This is a genomic window from Microbispora bryophytorum (genome assembly GCF_006874465.1).
Lineage (GTDB): Bacteria > Actinomycetota > Actinomycetes > Streptosporangiales > Streptosporangiaceae > Microbispora > Microbispora bryophytorum.
Window position 1 is genome coordinate 189,893 of record NZ_VIRL01000006.1, and the last position, 17,182, is coordinate 207,074.

Sequence of the window (17,182 nt, forward strand, 5' to 3'; positions counted from 1 at the left end):
CATGGCCCGGGAGATCCTGCCGGTCGCCGACAGGGCGCAGGTGCGCGCCTACGCACGGCGGCTGACGCTGAAGTACCCCCGCCAGCTGGGCCTCGCGCTGGCCCTGCACGCGCTGGCGGCGGCCGCCGGGCTCGTCGCGCCCCGCATGCTCGGCGACCTGGTGGAGGGCCTGGCCAAGGGCCGGACCGACCTGCGCGTGGACGCCGTCGCCCTGGCCATCGGGGCCTTCGTGGCCGCGCAGGCCGTGCTGGTCAGGTTCGCCGTGTACGCGTCGTCGCGGCTGGGCGAGAAGGTGCTGGCCGAGCTGAGGGAGGACTTCGTCGGCCGGGTGCTGGCGCTGCCGCTCTCGACGGTCGAGCGGGCCGGTTCCGGCGACCTCATCACCCGCACGTCCAGGGACGTGGACGCGCTGTCCCGGAGCGTGCGGCACGCCGTGCCCGAGACGCTGATCGCGATCGTGACCGGCGTCTTCGTCGTCGGCGCGGTGATCCTCGTCGGGCCGGTGATGGCGGTGCCGTCGCTGGTCGCCGTGCCGCTGCTGTGGGGCGCCACCCGGTGGTACCTCAACCGCGCCAGGGACGGCTACCTGCGGGAGAACGCGGCGTACGCCGACATGACCGAGGGCCTGGCCGAGACCGTCGAGGGCGCGCGCACGATCGAGGCGCTGGGGCTGGAGGGCCGCCGCCGGGACCGTACGGACCGGGACATCGCGCGGTCGTTCGCCGCCGAGCGGTACACCCTGGGCCTGCGCATGGTGTGGTTTCCGGCCGTGGAGTTCGGCTACGTGATCCCGGTCGTGGCGACCCTGCTCATCGGCGGGCTGCTGTCCATCGAGGGCTGGGTGACGGTGGCCCAGGTGACGACCGCCACGCTCTACGTGCAGCAGCTCATCGACCCGCTCGACCGGCTGCTGTCGTGGGTGGACGAGCTCCAGGTCGGCGGGGCCTCGATGGCCCGGCTGCTGGGCGTGGCCGACGTGCCCGACGACCGGGTCACCGGCGACACCCGGCCGGTGGGGGAGGAGCTGAAGGTCAGCGGCGTGCGGTACGCCTACCGCGAGGGCCGCGACGTGCTGCACGGCATCGACCTCGACGTACGACCGGGGGAGCGCCTGGCCATGGTCGGGCCCTCGGGGGCGGGCAAGTCGACGCTGGGCCGTCTCATCGCCGGGGTGCACGGGCCGGGGAGCGGGTCGGTCACGGTCGGCGGGGTGCCGCTGGTCGAGCTGCCGCTCGACGAGCTGCGCGGGCACGTCGCCCTGGTCACCCAGGAGCACCACGTGTTCCGGGGGACGCTGCGCGACAACCTCCTGATCGCCAGGCCCGATGCCTCGGACGCCGAGGTGCGCCGCGCGCTGGAGGCCGTGGACGCCTGGGAGTGGGTGGCGGCCCTGGGCAATGGATCCGGCGAGGACCTGGACACGGCGGTGGGCTCGGGCGGCACGGCGATCTCCCCGGCCCAGGCGCAGCAGCTCGCGCTCGCCCGGCTGGTGCTGGCCGACCCGCACACGCTCGTCCTCGACGAGGCCACGTCGCTGATCGATCCGCGGGCCGCCCGCCACCTTGAGCGGTCGCTCGCGGCCGTTCTGGAGGGCCGTACGGTCATCGCCATCGCGCACCGGCTGTACACCGCGCACGACGCCGACCGGGTGGCCGTGGTCGAGGACGGCCGGATCAGCGAGCTGGGCTCCCACGACGACCTGGTGGCCGCGGGCGGTGCCTATGCCGCGCTGTGGGACAGCTGGCACGGCACCGCCCGCTGACTCAGCTCAGGCCGAGCGACTTCTTGAGGAAGTCGAGCTGCAGGAGCAGCAGGTTCTCGGCGACGACCTCCTGCGGCGTCATGTGGGTGACGCCCGACAGGGGGAGCACGGTGTGCGCGCGGCCGGCCGCGAGCAGGGCCGACGACAGCCGCAGCGTGTGCGCGGCGACCACGTTGTCGTCGGCCAGGCCGTGGATCAGCAGCAGCGGGCGCTCCAGCTTCTCGGCGTCACCGAGAAGGGAGGAGCGCTCGTAGTGCCCCTCGTCCGGGTGGCCGAGGTAGCGCTCGGTGTAGCAGGTGTCGTACAGGCGCCAGTCGGTGACCGGCGCCCCGGCGACCGCGGCATGGAACACGTCCGGGCGGCGCAGCACGGCGAGCGCGGCGAGGTAGCCGCCGAACGACCAGCCCCGGATCGCCACCCGGGACAGGTCGAGGTCGTCCGGGTGCAGGGCCGCCGCGCCCTGGAGGGCGTCCACCTGGTCCTGCAGCGAGATCGTGAAGTCGTGCAGCATCTCGCGCTCGAAGGCCGGGCCGCGCCCCGGCGTGCCCCGCCCGTCGGCCACGATCACGGCGAAGCCCTGCTCGGCCCACCACTGGGACTCCAGGAACATCCGCCGGGCCGACAGCACGCGCTGGGCGTGCGGGCCGCCGTACGGGTCCATCAGGACGGGCAGCGGACCCGAACCGGGCACGTGCCACGAGGGCAGCAGGATCGCCGTGGACAGGTCGCGCGAACCCGCCCGGACGAGCGACACCCGCGGCTCCAGACCCGGGCGCTCGGCCAGGTTATTGATCGACGCCGACCCGACGGTCACCGCCATGCCTTCGCTGTCGAGGCTCTGCCGGGCGACGAGCGTCACGCCGCCCGCCCGGCGGCCGGAGTGGATGCCCGGCTCTGTCGTGACGGCGCTGACGATGCCCGCGGAGTAGGTCCACAGATGGATCTCGGTGGGCTCGCCGCTCGCCTGGAAGAGCACGGTGTCGCCGTCGACGTCGAGCACCGCGCGCACCTGCAGGGACGGCGGCGTGACCGGCTCGTCGCCGACCACGAGGCGGTGGCCGCCGTCGGCGTCGGCCACCCACACGAGCGTCCCGTCGGACAGGCGGGCCGGGACGCCGGCGACGATGTCCACCCAGGCCGGGTCGGTGTCCTCGCGCAGGAGCGTCGTCTCGCCCGTGTCCGGGTCGGCCGACAGCAGGCGCATGGTCCGCTGGTCGCGTGCGAGCGTGACGATGGCGAGGCCGTGCGCGTCCCAGGCCGCCGTCACCAGGTACTCCTGCTCGAACGGCACCGCCGTACGCGCGCCGTCCAGGCCGATGACGTGCAGCGTGACCTCGGCGTTGGCCGTGCCGGCGGCGGGATAGCGCTGCGGGACGGGCTGACGATCGGGGTTGGCCGGGTCGGCGATGTGCCACAGCGGCACCGGAGACTCGTCCACCCGGGCGACGAGCAGGCGGTCGCCGGAGGGCGACCACCAGTAGCCGCGCATCCGCTCCATCTCCTCGGCCGCGATGAACTCCGCGAGGCCGTAGGTGACCAGGTCGTTCTCCGGCTCGGCAAGTAGTGTTTCCGCGCCGGTGTCCGTGCCGGTGGAGATGTCCAGCACGTGCAGGGCGCCGCCCGTGACGTACGCGACCCGCGCGCCGGTGGGGTCGAGCCGGGGGTCGATGACCGGCCCGGCCGCCGGGAGCCGCCGCACCTCGCCCGAGGCGAGACCGGCCAGGTAGAGCTCGCCCGACAGCGCGAAGACGGCCTGCCGGACCGCACGGTCCGTGGCGTACGCCACCACGCCGCCCGCCGACTCCCGCGACCGCTCGCGGCGGGCGCGCTCCTCCGGCGGCAGGTCCTCGTCGGCGGCCCCCAGCGCGAGGGGATCGACGACGAGCCGCTCGGCTCCGGACGCGACGTCCAGCTCCCACAGGCAGGTCACCGGATCGGTGCCCGACCGCGTCCTGAGGAAGGTCACCCGACCGCCGTCAGGGGAGATCGTGAAGTTGCGCGGCACCCCGAGGGTGAACCGCCGGGTCCTGGCATGCAACCGCGGGAAGCTCTCCGTCATAGCTCCTCATACTGCCAGCACGAGGGCACTACCCTCGGACGCATGACTGACCGTCGCCTGCTGCTCGTGCACGCCCACCCCGACGACGAGACGATCGGCACCGGGGCGACCATGGCCAAGTACGCCGCCGAGGGCGCGCACGTGACGCTCGTGACCTGCACCCTGGGGGAGGAGGGCGAGGTCATCCCGGCGGAGCTCGCCCACCACGCCGCCGACAGGGACGACAGCCTCGGTCAGTACCGCATCGGCGAGCTGGCCTCGGCGTGCAAGGCGCTCGGCGTCACCGATCACCGGTTCCTGGGCGGGGCCGGCCGCTGGCGCGACTCGGGCATGATGGGCGCGGCGACCAACGACCGCCCCGGCTGCTTCTGGCGGGCCGACCTCGACGAGGCCGCGGGCGAGCTGGTCGCGGTGATCCGCGAGGTCAGGCCCCAGGTCCTCGTCACCTACGACGAGAACGGCTTCTACGGCCATCCCGACCACATCCAGGCGCACCGCGTCGCCTGGCGGGCCTTCGAGCTGGCCGCCGACCCCGCGTTCCCCGGCGGGGAGCCGTGGCGGATCGCCAAGTTCTACCTCACCGCCATGCCCAGATCGGTGCTGCGGTGGACCATCGAGACCATGCGCGAGGCCGGCGTCGACTTCTTGGTGCCCGAGTCGATCGACGACATGCCGGGATGCGCCGACGAGGACGTGACGACGGAGATCGACGCGCGGCCCTACGTGGAGGCCAAGCTCGACGCGATGCGGGCGCACGCGACGCAGATCGACGTGGACGCCCCGTGGTTCGCGCTGTCCAACAACGTCGGCCAGCAGGCACTCGGGGTCGAGCACTTCATCCTGCGTGCGGGGGTTGCCGGGCGGCCCGGCATCGGCGCTCCGCCCGAGGTCGGCGGCCTGGGCGAGCCGTACAACCGGGAGACCGACCTGTTCGCCGACATCGGCTAAGTTGGGCGGTATGACCCAGGAGACGCAGGTCGCCGTCGAGAGCGATGACGTTCCCGGCCCGCTGGCCGGGGCCGTGACCGGTGCGGCGTACGGCATGCTCTTCCTGCTGGGCGTGGTGCTCGGCGTCGTAGGGGGCTTCCAGCACGCGTGGTACGCCGGGCAGGTGCCGGTCGCCGCGATCGCCTGGCTGGCCGCCCTGTTCGCCGTGCCGTACGCGATGGGCAGACTGATGGGCGGAAGGCTGGGCGCGCTCGTCCCCGCCGTCGGCTGGCTCCTCGTCTCGTACCTACTGGCCACGCCGCAGCAGGCCGGCGACCTCGCCATCGCAGGCAATTCGGCCGGCTACTGGTACCTGTACGGCGGCGCCGTCGCCGTGGCGGCCGCCGTGGTGGTCACCCGGTCCACGAACTCGTGGCTGCTCACCTCGTACAGCCGGGCCTAAGCCTGCCTGTGCTCGCCCGTGCTTGCCTGCTTGTATAGGCGCAGACCCTCGCCGATCCTGGGGACATGCGGCGGTCGCACCGGGTCCGGCAGGTCATCAACTACGTCAACCTCTCCACGCCCCTCGGGCTGCTGATCGCGCGGATCGGCGGAGCCCGCACCCACAGGGGGGAGCGCGGCCTCGTCTACGCGCACGGCTACCGCATCCCGTTCCCCGTCGCCGGGGCGTTCACGGTGGGCAACGTGATCCTGACCAAGCACAGGGAGGGCTACCTCACCGGCTGCCTGCTCGACCACGAGTCGCGCCACGCCACCCAGTACGCGTTCTGCGTCGGCCTGCCCATGCTCGTGCTGTACGTGCTCGCCTCGGCCGTCTCGTACGCCGTCTGCGGTCATCCGGCCTCGTGGAACCTTTTCGAACGGATGGCCGGTTTGGGTGACGGTGGTTATCCCCTCGTGCATCCCTGGTGGAGGAGAAGGCGAAGGAGGTCACATTCCACCTGAAGGCGGAGGAAACATGAAGGGAATCCACCGGTCGCAGGAGGAATAATTTCGGCTCCGCGGGGATCATGGAGAGCGGAAGGGAGTTCCCCATGTCGCAGACGATTCACCCGGAAAGCCCTGAAGCCACAGAAATTCCCGTTTCTCCCGTTCCGAAAGCGCCGAGTGCGCCGATTGTTCCGCCTGCCACACCCCGCCGATGGCCGTCCAGCTTCGCCGACAGGCTGACCGCCCCTCTCCCGGACTTCCGCGAGGTCACCAGTGTCATGTGGCACGGGCAACTGCGGCCCGACATCGGTGACAGCGACCAGATTCCCGTCCACCGTGTCGGCCTGCCCCGCGCCGCCGCGACCGAGACCGTGGTGACCTGGGTCGGCCACGCGACGTTCGTTCTCCAGATCGGCGGGCTGACCGTGCTGACCGATCCGGTGTGGTCCCGCAAGATCCCCGGTGTGCGCCAGCGGCTGACCCCTCCCGGCGTCGCCTGGTCCGACCTGCCCGAGGTCGACGCGATCGTGATCAGCCACAACCACTACGACCACCTGGACGCGCCGACGATCCGCCGCCTGCCGAAGGACACGGCCGTCTTCGTACCCGCCAAGCTCGGCGGGTGGTTCCGGCGGCGCGGCTTCCGCGACGTGACCGAACTGGACTGGTGGGAGTCGGCCCGCCTCGGCGACGTGACGTTCGACTTCGTCCCGGCGCACCACTGGAGCCGCCGTACGCTCTGGGACACCTGCCGCACCCTGTGGGGCGGATGGGTGCTCACCTCACGCGAGCGCCGGGTCTACTTCGCCGGTGACACGGCCTACGGAGAGCGGTTCGCCCAGATCGGCGAGCGTTACCCGGGCATCGACCTCGCTCTCATGCCGGTCGGCGCCTACGAGCCGCGCTGGTTCATGAAGGTCTCCCACGTCGACCCCGCCCAGGCCGTGCAGGGCTGCCTCGACGTGGGCGCGCGGCGGATGGCCACCATGCACTGGGGCACGTTCGTGCTGTCGGGCGAGCCGCTGCTGGAGCCCGTGCGCGAGGCCCGCGCCGTATGGGAGTCGCGCGGCCTCGACCCCGCCGACCTGTGGGACCTCGCCGTCGGCGAGAGCCGTACCCTCCCCTGACGGGCCGGCCGGGATGGCGCTTGCGGGAGAGCGGCTCCGGCTGTGGCTCCGGCCGTGGCTAGGGCCGCTCTCCGAGCATCGCCGCGGCGTTGGCCAGCCGCGTCCGCAGTTGCCGCCGGAACGCCCGGAGTTCGGGGCCGTGTCTGTCTGCGATCGTCCGCTGGGCATCGATCTCACTCGTCAGCCGCACGATCAGATAGTCCACCTGCAGCTTGCAGCGCATGTCCGCCGCCGCGGTGGCCTCCTCCCGCGTGTCACCCGGTTTCCGCCAGCGCGGGTCCTCCCACGCCTTGACGGGCGTTGGGTAGGTGTAGCCGGCCCTCTTCATGCAGGCGCTCCACGCCGTGTTCACCGCTTTCACCCGGGGATCAGCGAGCGCCTTGTCGTACGCCTGCATGCCCAGCCGGACGACCAGCCACTCCGCGTCGGGCGGGACCCCTTTCATCACGCGCCGGTTCGCCGCCCCGATGCAGCCACCCTCCGGCACGCGGATGCCTCTGACCGTCTTCGGCCCCTGTCCGTTCAGGACGGCCTGCTCTTCGATCGGGGTCAGGCCCGTGCCCGCTCTCGTGGATCTTGGCGGTTTCTGCTGCTGCGAGGGAGGCTGCAACGGCACGGCGTACCCATAACGGGCGGCCAGGGCAGGATCGACGAACAGGTAACGGCGGGCTCTCGGCGTCGTGTCGCGCTGCGGTGGCAACGGAGTGTCGTCGTATCCCTTCATTCCGAACCTATTCGTGCACAGGGCCACCGAATGGCGTACGGCGTTGACGAGCCGGGCTCGCTGTTCGGGTGTCGGCTCGAACGCGTCCAGGGGGAACACCGCGTTCTCGACCGTCCGTACCGCCTTCTGAGCCGCCTGCCCGCCGTCCGGCACGGGCGACGCGGTGAGAGTGGTGCCCACTGCGGCGGCGGTTCCGCTCGCCTGGCACCCACTGAGCGCGACAGCGGCGAGCACGGCGAGCGGAAGCGGGCGGAAACGCGAAACATAGGGCACATCTGCATTCTTTTCCCAGTGGGCTTCGCTCGCATAATCAGGGCATTTACGGAAGGACAAACCCCGGAGTTTCCGTTCGGCGGCAACGATCGCGCGGGCCCTGGCACCGTGCGGCCATGAGCTTCGCGACCGCCGATCTCTACGACGCCCACGGTGACGCGCTGCGCAGTTGTGTCACACAGTTCCGCTCGTACGGCTCACGGACGCGATTCTCCGGCCAGATCGCCACGGTCCGCTGCCTGGAGGACAACGCGCTCGTCAAGCAGGTGCTCGCGACACCGGGCGAGGGCCGGGTGCTGGTGGCCGACGGCGGCGGATCGCTGCGTACGGCGCTGCTCGGCGACATGATTGCGACCTCGGCGGTGGAGAACCGCTGGGCGGGCGTGGTGATCAACGGCGCGGTAAGGGACACGGCAGCCCTGACCAGGCTCGACCTTGGTATCAAGGCGCTCGGCGTCAACCCGCGCAAGAGCGCCAAGACCGGCCTGGGGGAGATCGACGTCCCGGTGAACTTCGGCGACGTGTCCTTCCCCCCGGGTGCATGGCTCTACAGCGACGAGGACGGCATCCTCGTCAGCGACCAGCGCCTCGACGTCTGAGCTTTCCGGCTGCTGCCGGTGCCGCCACCCGGCGGCTCTCTCACTCCCATAGCCGCCGGGCCCGGGCCGGGTGGTAGGTGAAGGTCCAGCGGTCGGTGCCGGTCTTGTGGCGGGTGTAGCGGTCGGGGTGTTGGTAGCGGTCGCGGTTGTGGAACTGGCAGGCCGGGCCGAGGAGTTTCAGGTCGGTCAGGCCGCCGGTGCTCCAGTTGTCGGCGTGGTCGATCTGGCACATGGTGGCGGGCAGCGGGCAGCCGTCGATCCAGCAGGTGGCGTAGCGGGCGTAGACGGCCCGTCGTTGGGCGGGGGTGGCCAGGCGGACCTTGCGGCCCATGTCCAGCACCTGCCCCTCGGCGTCCATCACCAGCCGCACCAGCGCGGAGGTGCGGGCCAGGCGATGCACGCTGGCGAGGGGCAGCATCTGCCCGGTCGCCAGCAACAACCCCGGCGCGGTGCCCAGCAGAGCTCCCGGCACCGCCCCGAGCAGCGTCTCACCCGGCGCTGCTCCCGCTGGCCTCCCCGGTGCTGTTCCCAGTGGCTCGCCCGGTGGTGTCCCCGGCGCTGTTCCGGGCGCTGTCCCCGTTGGCGTCCCCGGGGGTGTCCCTGGCCTCGGCGCGCCCGGCGGTGCTTCCGGCACTGCGCCCGGTGCTGTTCCCGTTGTCCCCGACGTGCAGGAGCACCGGGCCTCGCCGCCGCACCCGCACGCGCTCTGCCCATCTGCCGCGTCCTGCTGCGCCCAGCCCGGCTGATCCCGGCCCTGCTCATCACTGCCTGGCTCATCGAAGCCGGGCTCACAACGGCGGTCCGGCTCGTGGCGGCGCTGCTCACAGCGCATGTCGCTCTGGTTCTCAGGCGTGCCCTGCGCATGCCTGCAGTCCCCCGCAGGCCGATGCCCGGCGTGGGCGTGATGCGCAGCGGCGTCCTCGGGAGGAGGATCCGGCCATTCCGCCGCGCGAGAATGCGCCGCGCGGGGACGCACCGCATGTGGTGGCGCTGCGTGTGGTGGCGCTGCGTGTGGCGGAGCTGTGTGTGGGGGCGTGCTTCCGCCGTAGGCAGGCCATGCTGGTGCACGCTCGGGGTCTGTTTCAGCGTGGGCCGCGGCATGGTCGCGGTCTGCGCCCCTGGGTGGTGCGGTGTCGTCGTCCTCGGCAGACGCGAGGTCAAGGTTGGTGCTCCCGGCGGCGGCGTCGGTGGCTGCCCCGGCATCGGCATCGGCTGCCGGAGCGGCTGCTGTCTCGGCTTCGGCGGTGCCGGGGTCACGTGGCCGGTGGGGGCCCTCACCCTGAGCAGGTGCGGCAGCACCGGTCATGCCCGCGTCGCCCACATCGCTGGGGTCCGCGTCGCCGGGGTCGTCGTCGCTGAGGTTGCCGGGGTCGTCGGTGGGGATGGCGTCTTCGACGTCGCCGTCTTCCACCGGGCAGGGCCCGTCAACGCTTCCGCTGCCGCCGGAGACGTCGGTGTCCTCACTGTCGCCATCCTCGGCAGTGGCCGCGCCCTCGGCATCCTGGGCGTCCTGGCCGTCGCCGGCACCCTCGTCACCCTGCGCGCCCTCGGTGCCCTCACCGTTCTCGGCGTTCTCGGCCTTCTCGCCGACCTGCGCGTCCTCAGCGTTGTCCGCACCCTGGGCGTCCCGGCCGTCGTCCTCAGCGCTCTCGCCGACCTGCGCGTCCTCGGCACTCTGGGCGTCCTGGGCGTCTTCAGGGTGGTCGGGTTCGGGGGCGGGGTCTTCGGGGTGGTCGGGTTGGGGGTCGGTGGGGAGGGATTCGGCGTTGACCAGGACCAGGAGCTCAGCGACGATCTTCTGCTCCATCAACGCGATGAACGCATCCGCCTGGCGGACCCGCAGCGGCCGATCATCGCCCTCCGCGCCCGGCTTGGCATAAGCATCCAGCAGCGCCCGCAACCGGGCCGCCGCCTCACGCGGCAGATAAAACTCCCCCTCCAACCCACCGCCCGCAGTGGGGCGGACCCGCAAAAACCGCCGCCCGTAATCGGCCCGCTCGTCCCGCTCCTCACCATCAGGGTCCAGCACCGCCCGCAAGTAACGCCCGGCTTTGGCCACCTCCGCCGGCCCCGCCTTGCCCGCCAGCTCCAGCAAAATCGGCTCGGCCAGCCCCGCGTGCTCATCGCTCAACCGCGCGGTGGCGGTGCAGATCGCCTCCACCACCCCCGCCGACAGGTTCCCGGCGGCGAACTTCTCCCGCACCCTCGGTAGGCGGGCCAGCTCCACCGCCAAGGTCAGCAGACGGCCCGCTCCGGCCACGCTCATCCCGGCGGCGGTGCGCAGCCAGCTGCGGGTGGAGGCATGCCCATGCTGTTTGGCCTGCCCCGCCCGATGCACCTGCCCCACCCGATCCGCCAACGCGCACGTGATCCGATCCCGCGCGAACAGCAAATCCTCAGCCTCGGCCACGCAGATGTCCGCATCGTCCGGCAACGGCATCAGCGCCAACGCCTGCGCCGACTCGCGCAACGAACTCACGAGCACCCACGACGACCGGCCCTTGCCCTGACCGGGACCGGCACCACAACCACCGGCCCTCCCGGCTCCGGCACCACCGGCACTCCGGCCATCGCCTGCACCACGGGCGCTCCCGGCACCGGCACGGGCACCAGCGCTGTCGGCGCTGTCGCCGCTCGTGGCACTGGTCGCGTCGTCGACGCCCTCACCGTCGGTGAGCCCGCTGTCGGTGCTGCTGGCACTGCTGCCGGTGCTCTTGGTGCTGGTGTCAGCCTTGGTGTGGCTCGCGTGCCGCGCCGGCTGGGGGTCGGCGATCGGAAAGTGCTCGCGGGCGAGCGAACCTTCCGACGACCACAGAGGGGAATCGGCGCTCAGCCGATCCCACCACTCTCTGTCGGCATCGTTCGAACGACGACGGTGGCCAGAATCCGGATCTAACAGATCCACCGCAGCCTCCTCACTCGATTCGAACTCTTGTATGAATTCTTCCACCTGCTCGTCACTCTGAGCAACCGACAGAAGCGAATAGTTGGAGCATCAGGTTGAGTCGCCGGTTGTTCTCGCGTGCTTGAGGCCCGGAAGGGGTCGGCTGTCCGGGGTGCTCCTCTCGCAGCCGCGTTTAACGGTCTGCGGGTTACGGGCGCGGATACCGAGCTGGACGGCCGAGCTCGCAGGAAAGGAGCGGAGGCGACTGCCGAGGCCGTCCAACAGGCCAGGCGCTGACGTGACTTCGGCCCTCACTCTGGGCGGCAGGCGAATCCGCTGCCGGGCCAGCTGTCAGTACGCGCGAAGGAGGCCGGTGGTGGGCTCGTTCGGGCGATGAGAGGGGGGCCGGTGGTGGCCCGTTCGGGCGACGAGAGGGCGGCCGGTGGTCGGTTCGGTCAGGTGCGCGAAGCGGATCGGCCGGCCGGTCCCTGCACGCGTGAGAAGTGCCCGCTAGGGGAGTGTCCACAAATCTTGGCCGGGTCGATCATTGCGCCGGAAGGAACCTCCGGTCCTCGCGAAGCCCGCTCCGCTCCCTCCACCCCGGTGAACGACGGTGGACAGCGCACTAGATACGGCCGATGTCGGCGGGCAGGCCGAGGGCGAGCACGTGGTCGAAGTGGAGGAAGGTCTCGAACTTGGACCCCGGCGCGACCGACTCGTCGGCCTCCAGGTCGCGCAGCAGGCGTAGGGCTTCGGGCGTGTCGAGGTCGTCCTCCAGCGCCCGCTGGACGCGCCCTGAGTGGGCGTCGTCGATCGGGCGGCTCGGCAACTCCGCCCATTCGGCCACCCGCCGCCGAAGCCGCCGCAACTCCTCGTCGGCGGCACGAAGATCATCCCAGCTGAGGTCGATCGGTCGCCGGTAGTGGTGCTCCAGCAGGGCCAGTCGTACGGCGAGGGGATCGAGACCGGCGTCGACGAAGCCGGACAGTGGCACGACGTGACCGGCGCCGGCCGGGCGGCCCTCGAACAGCAGGCGACCAGAATGCGCCCAGTGGGCGGCGGCCTCCTGACCGGTGGCGGCGTTCGACTGGGCCCGCGCCCTCTCGTGGTGAGGAAAGCACAGGTCGGCCCCGCCCACGTACAGGTCGAAGCGGGGGCCGAGGAACCGCAGCGGCGTGGCGGAGCACTCCAGGTCGCGGCCGGGGAGACCGCGGCCCCAGGGCGCGTCCCAGACCGCTCCGGCGTCGCCGGCGGCCGAATCCCTTGAGGGCTCCGCCGCCGGCTCCCAGAGGGGCCAGTCGGGCGCGGAGCCCGGCTTGCCGGAGATCTCGCCGTACGTGGGGAAGGACGCCGCGTCGAAGAACACCGCCCCCTCCGGGGTGGCGTAGGCGTGACCGCGCTCGATGAGCCGCCCGATGAGTTCGATCACCAGGCCCATCGTCTCGCTGGTCCTGGGGGAGTGCTCGGGGGCGCGCATGTTGAGCGCGAGCATGTCGGCGTCGAGAGACGCGCCGTTCCCGCCACGAGGGCCCCGAGGGTCCCGGGCATCGCCGGCGTCACCACCACCATCGCCGCCGTCCCGGTGAACGAGATCGGAGACATTGCGGCAGGCGAGCACCCGCAGATTGGAGCGTTCGGCGATGCGGCGGACCAGGTCGGCGAGCAGGGCGGCGCGCAGGTCGGCGAGGCCGGCGGGCCCGTGCGCGGCGCAGGTGTACATCCGCAGAACCCGCGAACCGGCCGGGGCGACGGGCACGATCTGCCGGGTCAGGGTGTCTTGGAGCCGCAACATGCTCCGAGCCTACGTGCTCCCCCCGACATCCCCGCCCCGGCCCCTGCGCCGTAATCAGCGCCGTAATCAGCGCCGTAATCAGCGCCGAAATCCGGGCCGGAATCAGGGCAGAAAACGGATGATGTCGCGGTCGCCGCGCTCGCGCAGGCGGTCGAGGACGTCCTCGCGGACGGACCCCTCGGGCAGGCCGATGCGGGCGCCGATGAGACGCAGGCCCTCGGCCTCCGACGCCACCGGGGCGGTGTACCCGATCAGGTGCAGCGCGTGATTGATCGCGGGCAGCCCGGCCCCCGCCGCCGGCAGGAAGCGGGTCAGCAGCTCCCCGCCGTCGGAGACCGTGAGGAAGACATGGTCGCCCTCAGACGCGTTGTACTCCGCGAGAACGTGCCTGATCGAGCCGATGGTCGGCTGGTTGTGCCAGCTGATCACCACCTCGCCCGACGCCGTGGAGGCGGTGAGCTGCCCGCCGGGCGCCATGCCGAGGTGCGCGGCGAAGCCGGTCGGCAGCGGGGAGCCCGAGCCGCGCAGGTGCTCGGCGTTCACGTCGACGCGGTGCCACCAGCGGCCGTCCCTGCTGCGGAAGCAGCGGCGGGTCATCGAGACGTCCCGTCGCGGCTGGTACGGCTCGGCCTGGTCCTGGCCGGCCACCCTGATGTAGCCGCGCTGGGTCCGCTCGAACCCGGGCCCTCCGGCGTACGCCCTGATGGAGCTCTCGCTCACGTCGTAGTGGGAGGTCAGGTTGTCCACGACCGTGCTCACGGACGCCTCGCCGCCCGCGCGCTCGATCTCCCGAATGATCATCTCCCGGATGCCGAGGTACTCGTCGCCGCCCCAGCTCCGCAGGCCGTACTTGCTGCGGTCGAGCCGGATGAACCGCTCGTCCGCGGCGAGCTGGTTGCGGATGCCGACGAGGCTGTAGTCCTCGCCGATGCGCCCCTGGATGTCCTCGGGGGTGAGCGGGGCGTGGGCGACCGTCAGCACGGCCTCCGCCTTGTCGCCCATGCTGCGCGGCCAGGGGACGACGTGGCCGTCCATGAGCCGCAGGTGCGGCACCGACGCCAGCCAGCGGTCGGCGACGTCCTCCCGGATGCCGAGCTGGGCGACGAGGGAGACCGCCTCCTCCAGCGGCCGGGGGCCGTCGGCGAACAGTTGCCGTGTCTTGTCCCTGAGCTCGTCCGCGCCGCCTGCGATCATCCAGCCGTCCACCTGCTCGTACCCGGTCAGCAGCGTACGGACGAACCGCCAGGCGGGGATCGCGAGCGTGATCAGCTCGGTGCGGTGCCAGGGCACGGCGGCGGCGAGGTCGTCGGCGGGAACGGCCGAGCCCAGCCGGGTGCGCAGCCAGGACAGGTGGGCGTTCAGCGGCGCGGCGGACGGGCCGTTCAGCCAGCCCGCCACGTGGTCGCGCAGGTCGCGCTCGATCTGCCGGATCCGCTCGCGGGTGACCGAGAAGCGCTGGGCCAGCTCGTCCAACGTGGCCCGCTGGGCCTGGCCGGGGTGCAGCGATGTGTCGAAGTAGAGCCGGTCACGCGCGATGGCCCGCTGACGGTCGTCGAGCCGGGCGAAGATCTCGTCGATGACCTCGGGCATCGGCCGGTCGGGAAGGGCCGGCGGGACCGGCGCCCCGGCCTGCTCCTCCACAGGCTCCGTGGCCAGCAGCTTGTCGATCACTTCGACGTAGAGGTCGCGGACGCTCTCCCGGGGGCCGGGCGTCTGGAGGCTCTCCTCCGGGTGGGTGAACCTCAGCAGCGGGAGGATGTCGCCGAGGACCAGGTGCGCCCAGCAGGCGGTGGTGAGGTCGGCGAGCCGGGAGGCGACCTGGCCGGTTCCCACCGCCGCGCAGGCCCGGCCGAGGGGAAGCGCCTGCCACCACGCGTCGGGAAGACCGGGGTCGCTCGCGATCGGCTCTACCTGGCTGGGCGCGGTCCAGCGCAGCGGAGGCACGATGTCGCTAAGGCTGAGGTTCATGCAGGTCCAACCGGCAAGGGGAATATATCCGCAGTTCAGACTAGGGGATCGGACGTCAGGCCGGGATGAAGGGACTGGCGCGCCCCGAATAGGACACGTAGAGCAGCTCTCCCGCCCGCGTGCACGCCACGTAGAGCAGCCCCCGTTCGCGTTGCAGATCGTGCGCCCGGGCCGTCGGGTCCTCGTCGGCCGGGGTCAGCGCGTCCGGCGCCGGCACGATTCCGTCAGCCACGCCTATCACGGCCACCCGGCGGAATTCCAGCCCTTTCATGCCATGAAGGGAGGTGACTTTGACCGTGATGCCCGCTTCGCGTAGTGCGGTGCGGGCGGTACGCAGGAGGTCCGAGGTACGCGCGGCCACCGCGATCTCGGCGGTCGGCACCCCTTCCTCAAGCCACTCGGCCACGGTGGAGACGAGCCCGGCGATCTCCGCCTCCGCGTCCACGTACCCGCGCACCATCGGACGCGCGCCGTAGTCCAGCGCGCGGTAGCCGTACATCGCGGCGTTGCCCGCGACCAGGCCGTCGGCCGGACCGCCGCCGCGCAGGCGCACTCCCCACGAGAGGATCTCGGCGGGCAGCCGGTGGGAGATCTTCAGACGGAACTGACGGGCGGGGATGCCGACGTCCGCCAGCGCGACCCGCGTGTCGAACATGCGCTGGTGCGGGTCTCCCACGATGAACAGGTCGTTCGGGGCGGCGGGGACCGCCGCCCGCAGCAGCCGCCACTGGGCCGGGTGCAGGTCCTGCGCCTCGTCCACCACGATGTGCCGGTACGGCTCCCGCCCCGGCGCCTCGTCGCCCAGCAGGTCGCCCACGGCCCGCCCGAGCAGGCCCGCCGCCTCCGAGGCGAGCTGGAGCAGGGTGCGCCGGCCGGACTCGCGCAGGTGCCGTACGACCTGCTGGACGGCCTCCCACACCGTCGTCCTGGCCTCGGCGTCGAGCCGGACGCCGCGGCCGGGCCGGGCGGCGGACTGATACTCCTCCAGCGTCCGCAGGTCCTGCGCGAGGATCACCTGCTCCCACTCGCGCAGCAGGAACGCGCTGCCGAAGCGCCCGACGGCGGCCTCCTGCCACAGCCCGGCCAGGTCGTCGGAGGAGACGAGGGCGGGGGCGCGGCCCTCCGCCTCGGCGACGATGCGATGCGCCATCCTGTCGACGTTGCCCACCTCGACGCGCTTGCGGACCACCTCGTCATCGATGATCATGTCGAGCCGCGCGGACAGCTCGGTCGCGAGGCTCTGGGAGAACGTCACCAGCAGCACCGGGCCGGTGGCCGCGCGGGCCAGCAGGGCCGCCCGGTGCAGCGCGGCGACCGTCTTCCCCGTGCCCGCGCCCCCGGTGATCAGCACCGGCTGCTCGTACGCCGGCCAGTTGGCGTACGTGTGCTGCGGCGGATAGAGGAACGTGCACCAGCCCGGCAGCATGAGGACGCGTTCGAGCTCAGCGGCGTCGGCGGTGAACGCGGCCCGGTCGGGGCTGCGCCGCAGCGCCGTCAGGAGGTCCTCGGGGTCGATCTCGTCGGCGACGCGGGAGCGGCAGGCGTCCAGCTCGCGCCAGGCCGCCGTGAGCGAGCCGCCGCGGGCGAGCGCGGCGAGTGGCGCGTACTGGCTGTGCGGGAGCAGCGGCTCCACGGCCGCGAGATGCGACTCCGACGTCATCAGCCGCAGCAGCGGCAGCAGCTGGGCGTCGACGCCGACGTTCAGCAGATCGGAGTCGCACCAGTTCTCGAACAGCGGCCGGCCGCCGGTCCTCGACGCGCGGCGCAGAGCCGGCTCGATCCGCTCCAGAGCCTCGGCGTCCCAGATCTCGACGATCCCGACGGCCGTGTTGACACCGAATCTGTGCCGCTGCGCGTACGCCCACGCCTCGGCGTCCGGCAGCACGGTGAGCAGCCAGTAGACGTCCTCCTGCCGCACCACCACCCCCCGGTGGCGGTCGGCGAGCCGCAGCGTGGCGACGCGGGGATCGCGGCAGTTGCGCACCCTCTCGGGGTGCGGCGCGGCGGACGCGTTCAGCAGGAACCGGCGCACCGCGACGGCGACGTCGCGGCGGACCGGGCGGGTGAGCGCGCCGAGCCCGCGCAGGAACTCCGGGGAGATCGCGAGCCGGGGCAT

The 17,182-nt window shown here is 72.1% G+C and carries 12 protein-coding genes; 6 read left to right on the forward strand and 6 right to left on the reverse strand.

The window, feature by feature from the left end:
• The first annotated feature begins 1 nt into the window (after position 1).
• Positions 2-1,762 carry an ABC transporter ATP-binding protein gene (locus FLX07_RS14580; protein WP_142571308.1) on the forward strand — a complete coding sequence of 587 codons (1,761 nt, stop codon included), beginning with the start codon at positions 2-4 and terminating at the stop codon, positions 1,760-1,762.
• Position 1,763: 1 nt separating this feature from the next.
• Here FLX07_RS14580 and FLX07_RS14585 read toward each other — a convergent pair whose 3' ends face one another.
• Positions 1,764-3,821, reverse strand: coding sequence for a S9 family peptidase (locus tag FLX07_RS14585; protein WP_142571309.1), 2,058 nt, complete (start codon positions 3,819-3,821; stop codon positions 1,764-1,766).
• Positions 3,822-3,863: 42 nt separating this feature from the next.
• On the opposite strand from FLX07_RS14585, the gene mshB reads away from it, so the two are divergent.
• The 4 genes from mshB (at position 3,864) to FLX07_RS14605 (ending at position 6,826) form a co-directional block, all read left to right on the forward strand.
• Complete coding sequence (gene mshB / locus FLX07_RS14590; RefSeq protein ID WP_142571310.1) at positions 3,864-4,769, forward strand: N-acetyl-1-D-myo-inositol-2-amino-2-deoxy-alpha-D-glucopyranoside deacetylase; 906 nt, start codon at positions 3,864-3,866, stop codon at positions 4,767-4,769.
• Between the two features lie 10 nt (positions 4,770-4,779).
• Positions 4,780-5,211: a DUF6113 family protein gene (locus FLX07_RS14595; protein WP_142571311.1), complete on the forward strand. Its 432-nt coding sequence runs from the start codon at positions 4,780-4,782 to the stop codon at positions 5,209-5,211.
• 65 nt (positions 5,212-5,276) lie between these two features.
• Positions 5,277-5,714 carry a hypothetical protein gene (locus FLX07_RS14600; RefSeq protein WP_142571312.1) on the forward strand — a complete coding sequence of 146 codons (438 nt, stop codon included), beginning with the start codon at positions 5,277-5,279 and terminating at the stop codon, positions 5,712-5,714.
• Between the two features lie 263 nt (positions 5,715-5,977).
• Positions 5,978-6,826, forward strand: coding sequence for an MBL fold metallo-hydrolase (locus tag FLX07_RS14605; RefSeq protein ID WP_223853173.1), 849 nt, complete (start codon positions 5,978-5,980; stop codon positions 6,824-6,826).
• Positions 6,827-6,884: 58 nt separating this feature from the next.
• Here the strand turns inward: FLX07_RS14605 and FLX07_RS14610 are convergent, their stop codons facing one another.
• Positions 6,885-7,823 carry a hypothetical protein gene (locus FLX07_RS14610; protein ID WP_142571314.1) on the reverse strand — a complete coding sequence of 313 codons (939 nt, stop codon included), beginning with the start codon at positions 7,821-7,823 and terminating at the stop codon, positions 6,885-6,887.
• Positions 7,824-7,939: 116 nt separating this feature from the next.
• On the opposite strand from FLX07_RS14610, the gene rraA reads away from it, so the two are divergent.
• A complete protein-coding gene (gene rraA, locus FLX07_RS14615; RefSeq protein WP_142571315.1) occupies positions 7,940-8,422 on the forward strand; it encodes a ribonuclease E activity regulator RraA in 483 nt (160 codons plus the stop codon).
• A gap of 40 nt (positions 8,423-8,462) precedes the next feature.
• On the opposite strand, the gene FLX07_RS14620 is transcribed toward rraA, so the two are convergent.
• The 4 genes from FLX07_RS14620 to FLX07_RS14640 form a co-directional block, all read right to left on the reverse strand.
• Positions 8,463-11,327 (reverse strand): HNH endonuclease signature motif containing protein, encoded by a 2,865-nt coding sequence (locus tag FLX07_RS14620; protein WP_167748242.1) that lies wholly within the window; start codon positions 11,325-11,327, stop codon positions 8,463-8,465.
• Between the two features lie 604 nt (positions 11,328-11,931).
• Positions 11,932-13,098 carry a cysteine--tRNA ligase gene (locus FLX07_RS14630; protein WP_142571318.1) on the reverse strand — a complete coding sequence of 389 codons (1,167 nt, stop codon included), beginning with the start codon at positions 13,096-13,098 and terminating at the stop codon, positions 11,932-11,934.
• A 102-nt stretch (positions 13,099-13,200) separates the two neighbouring features.
• Positions 13,201-15,066 (reverse strand): sigma factor-like helix-turn-helix DNA-binding protein, encoded by a 1,866-nt coding sequence (locus tag FLX07_RS14635; protein WP_142571319.1) that lies wholly within the window; start codon positions 15,064-15,066, stop codon positions 13,201-13,203.
• Positions 15,067-15,121: 55 nt separating this feature from the next.
• Positions 15,122-17,182, reverse strand: a complete 2,061-nt coding sequence (locus FLX07_RS14640) for a UvrD-helicase domain-containing protein (protein ID WP_142571320.1) — start codon at positions 17,180-17,182, stop codon at positions 15,122-15,124.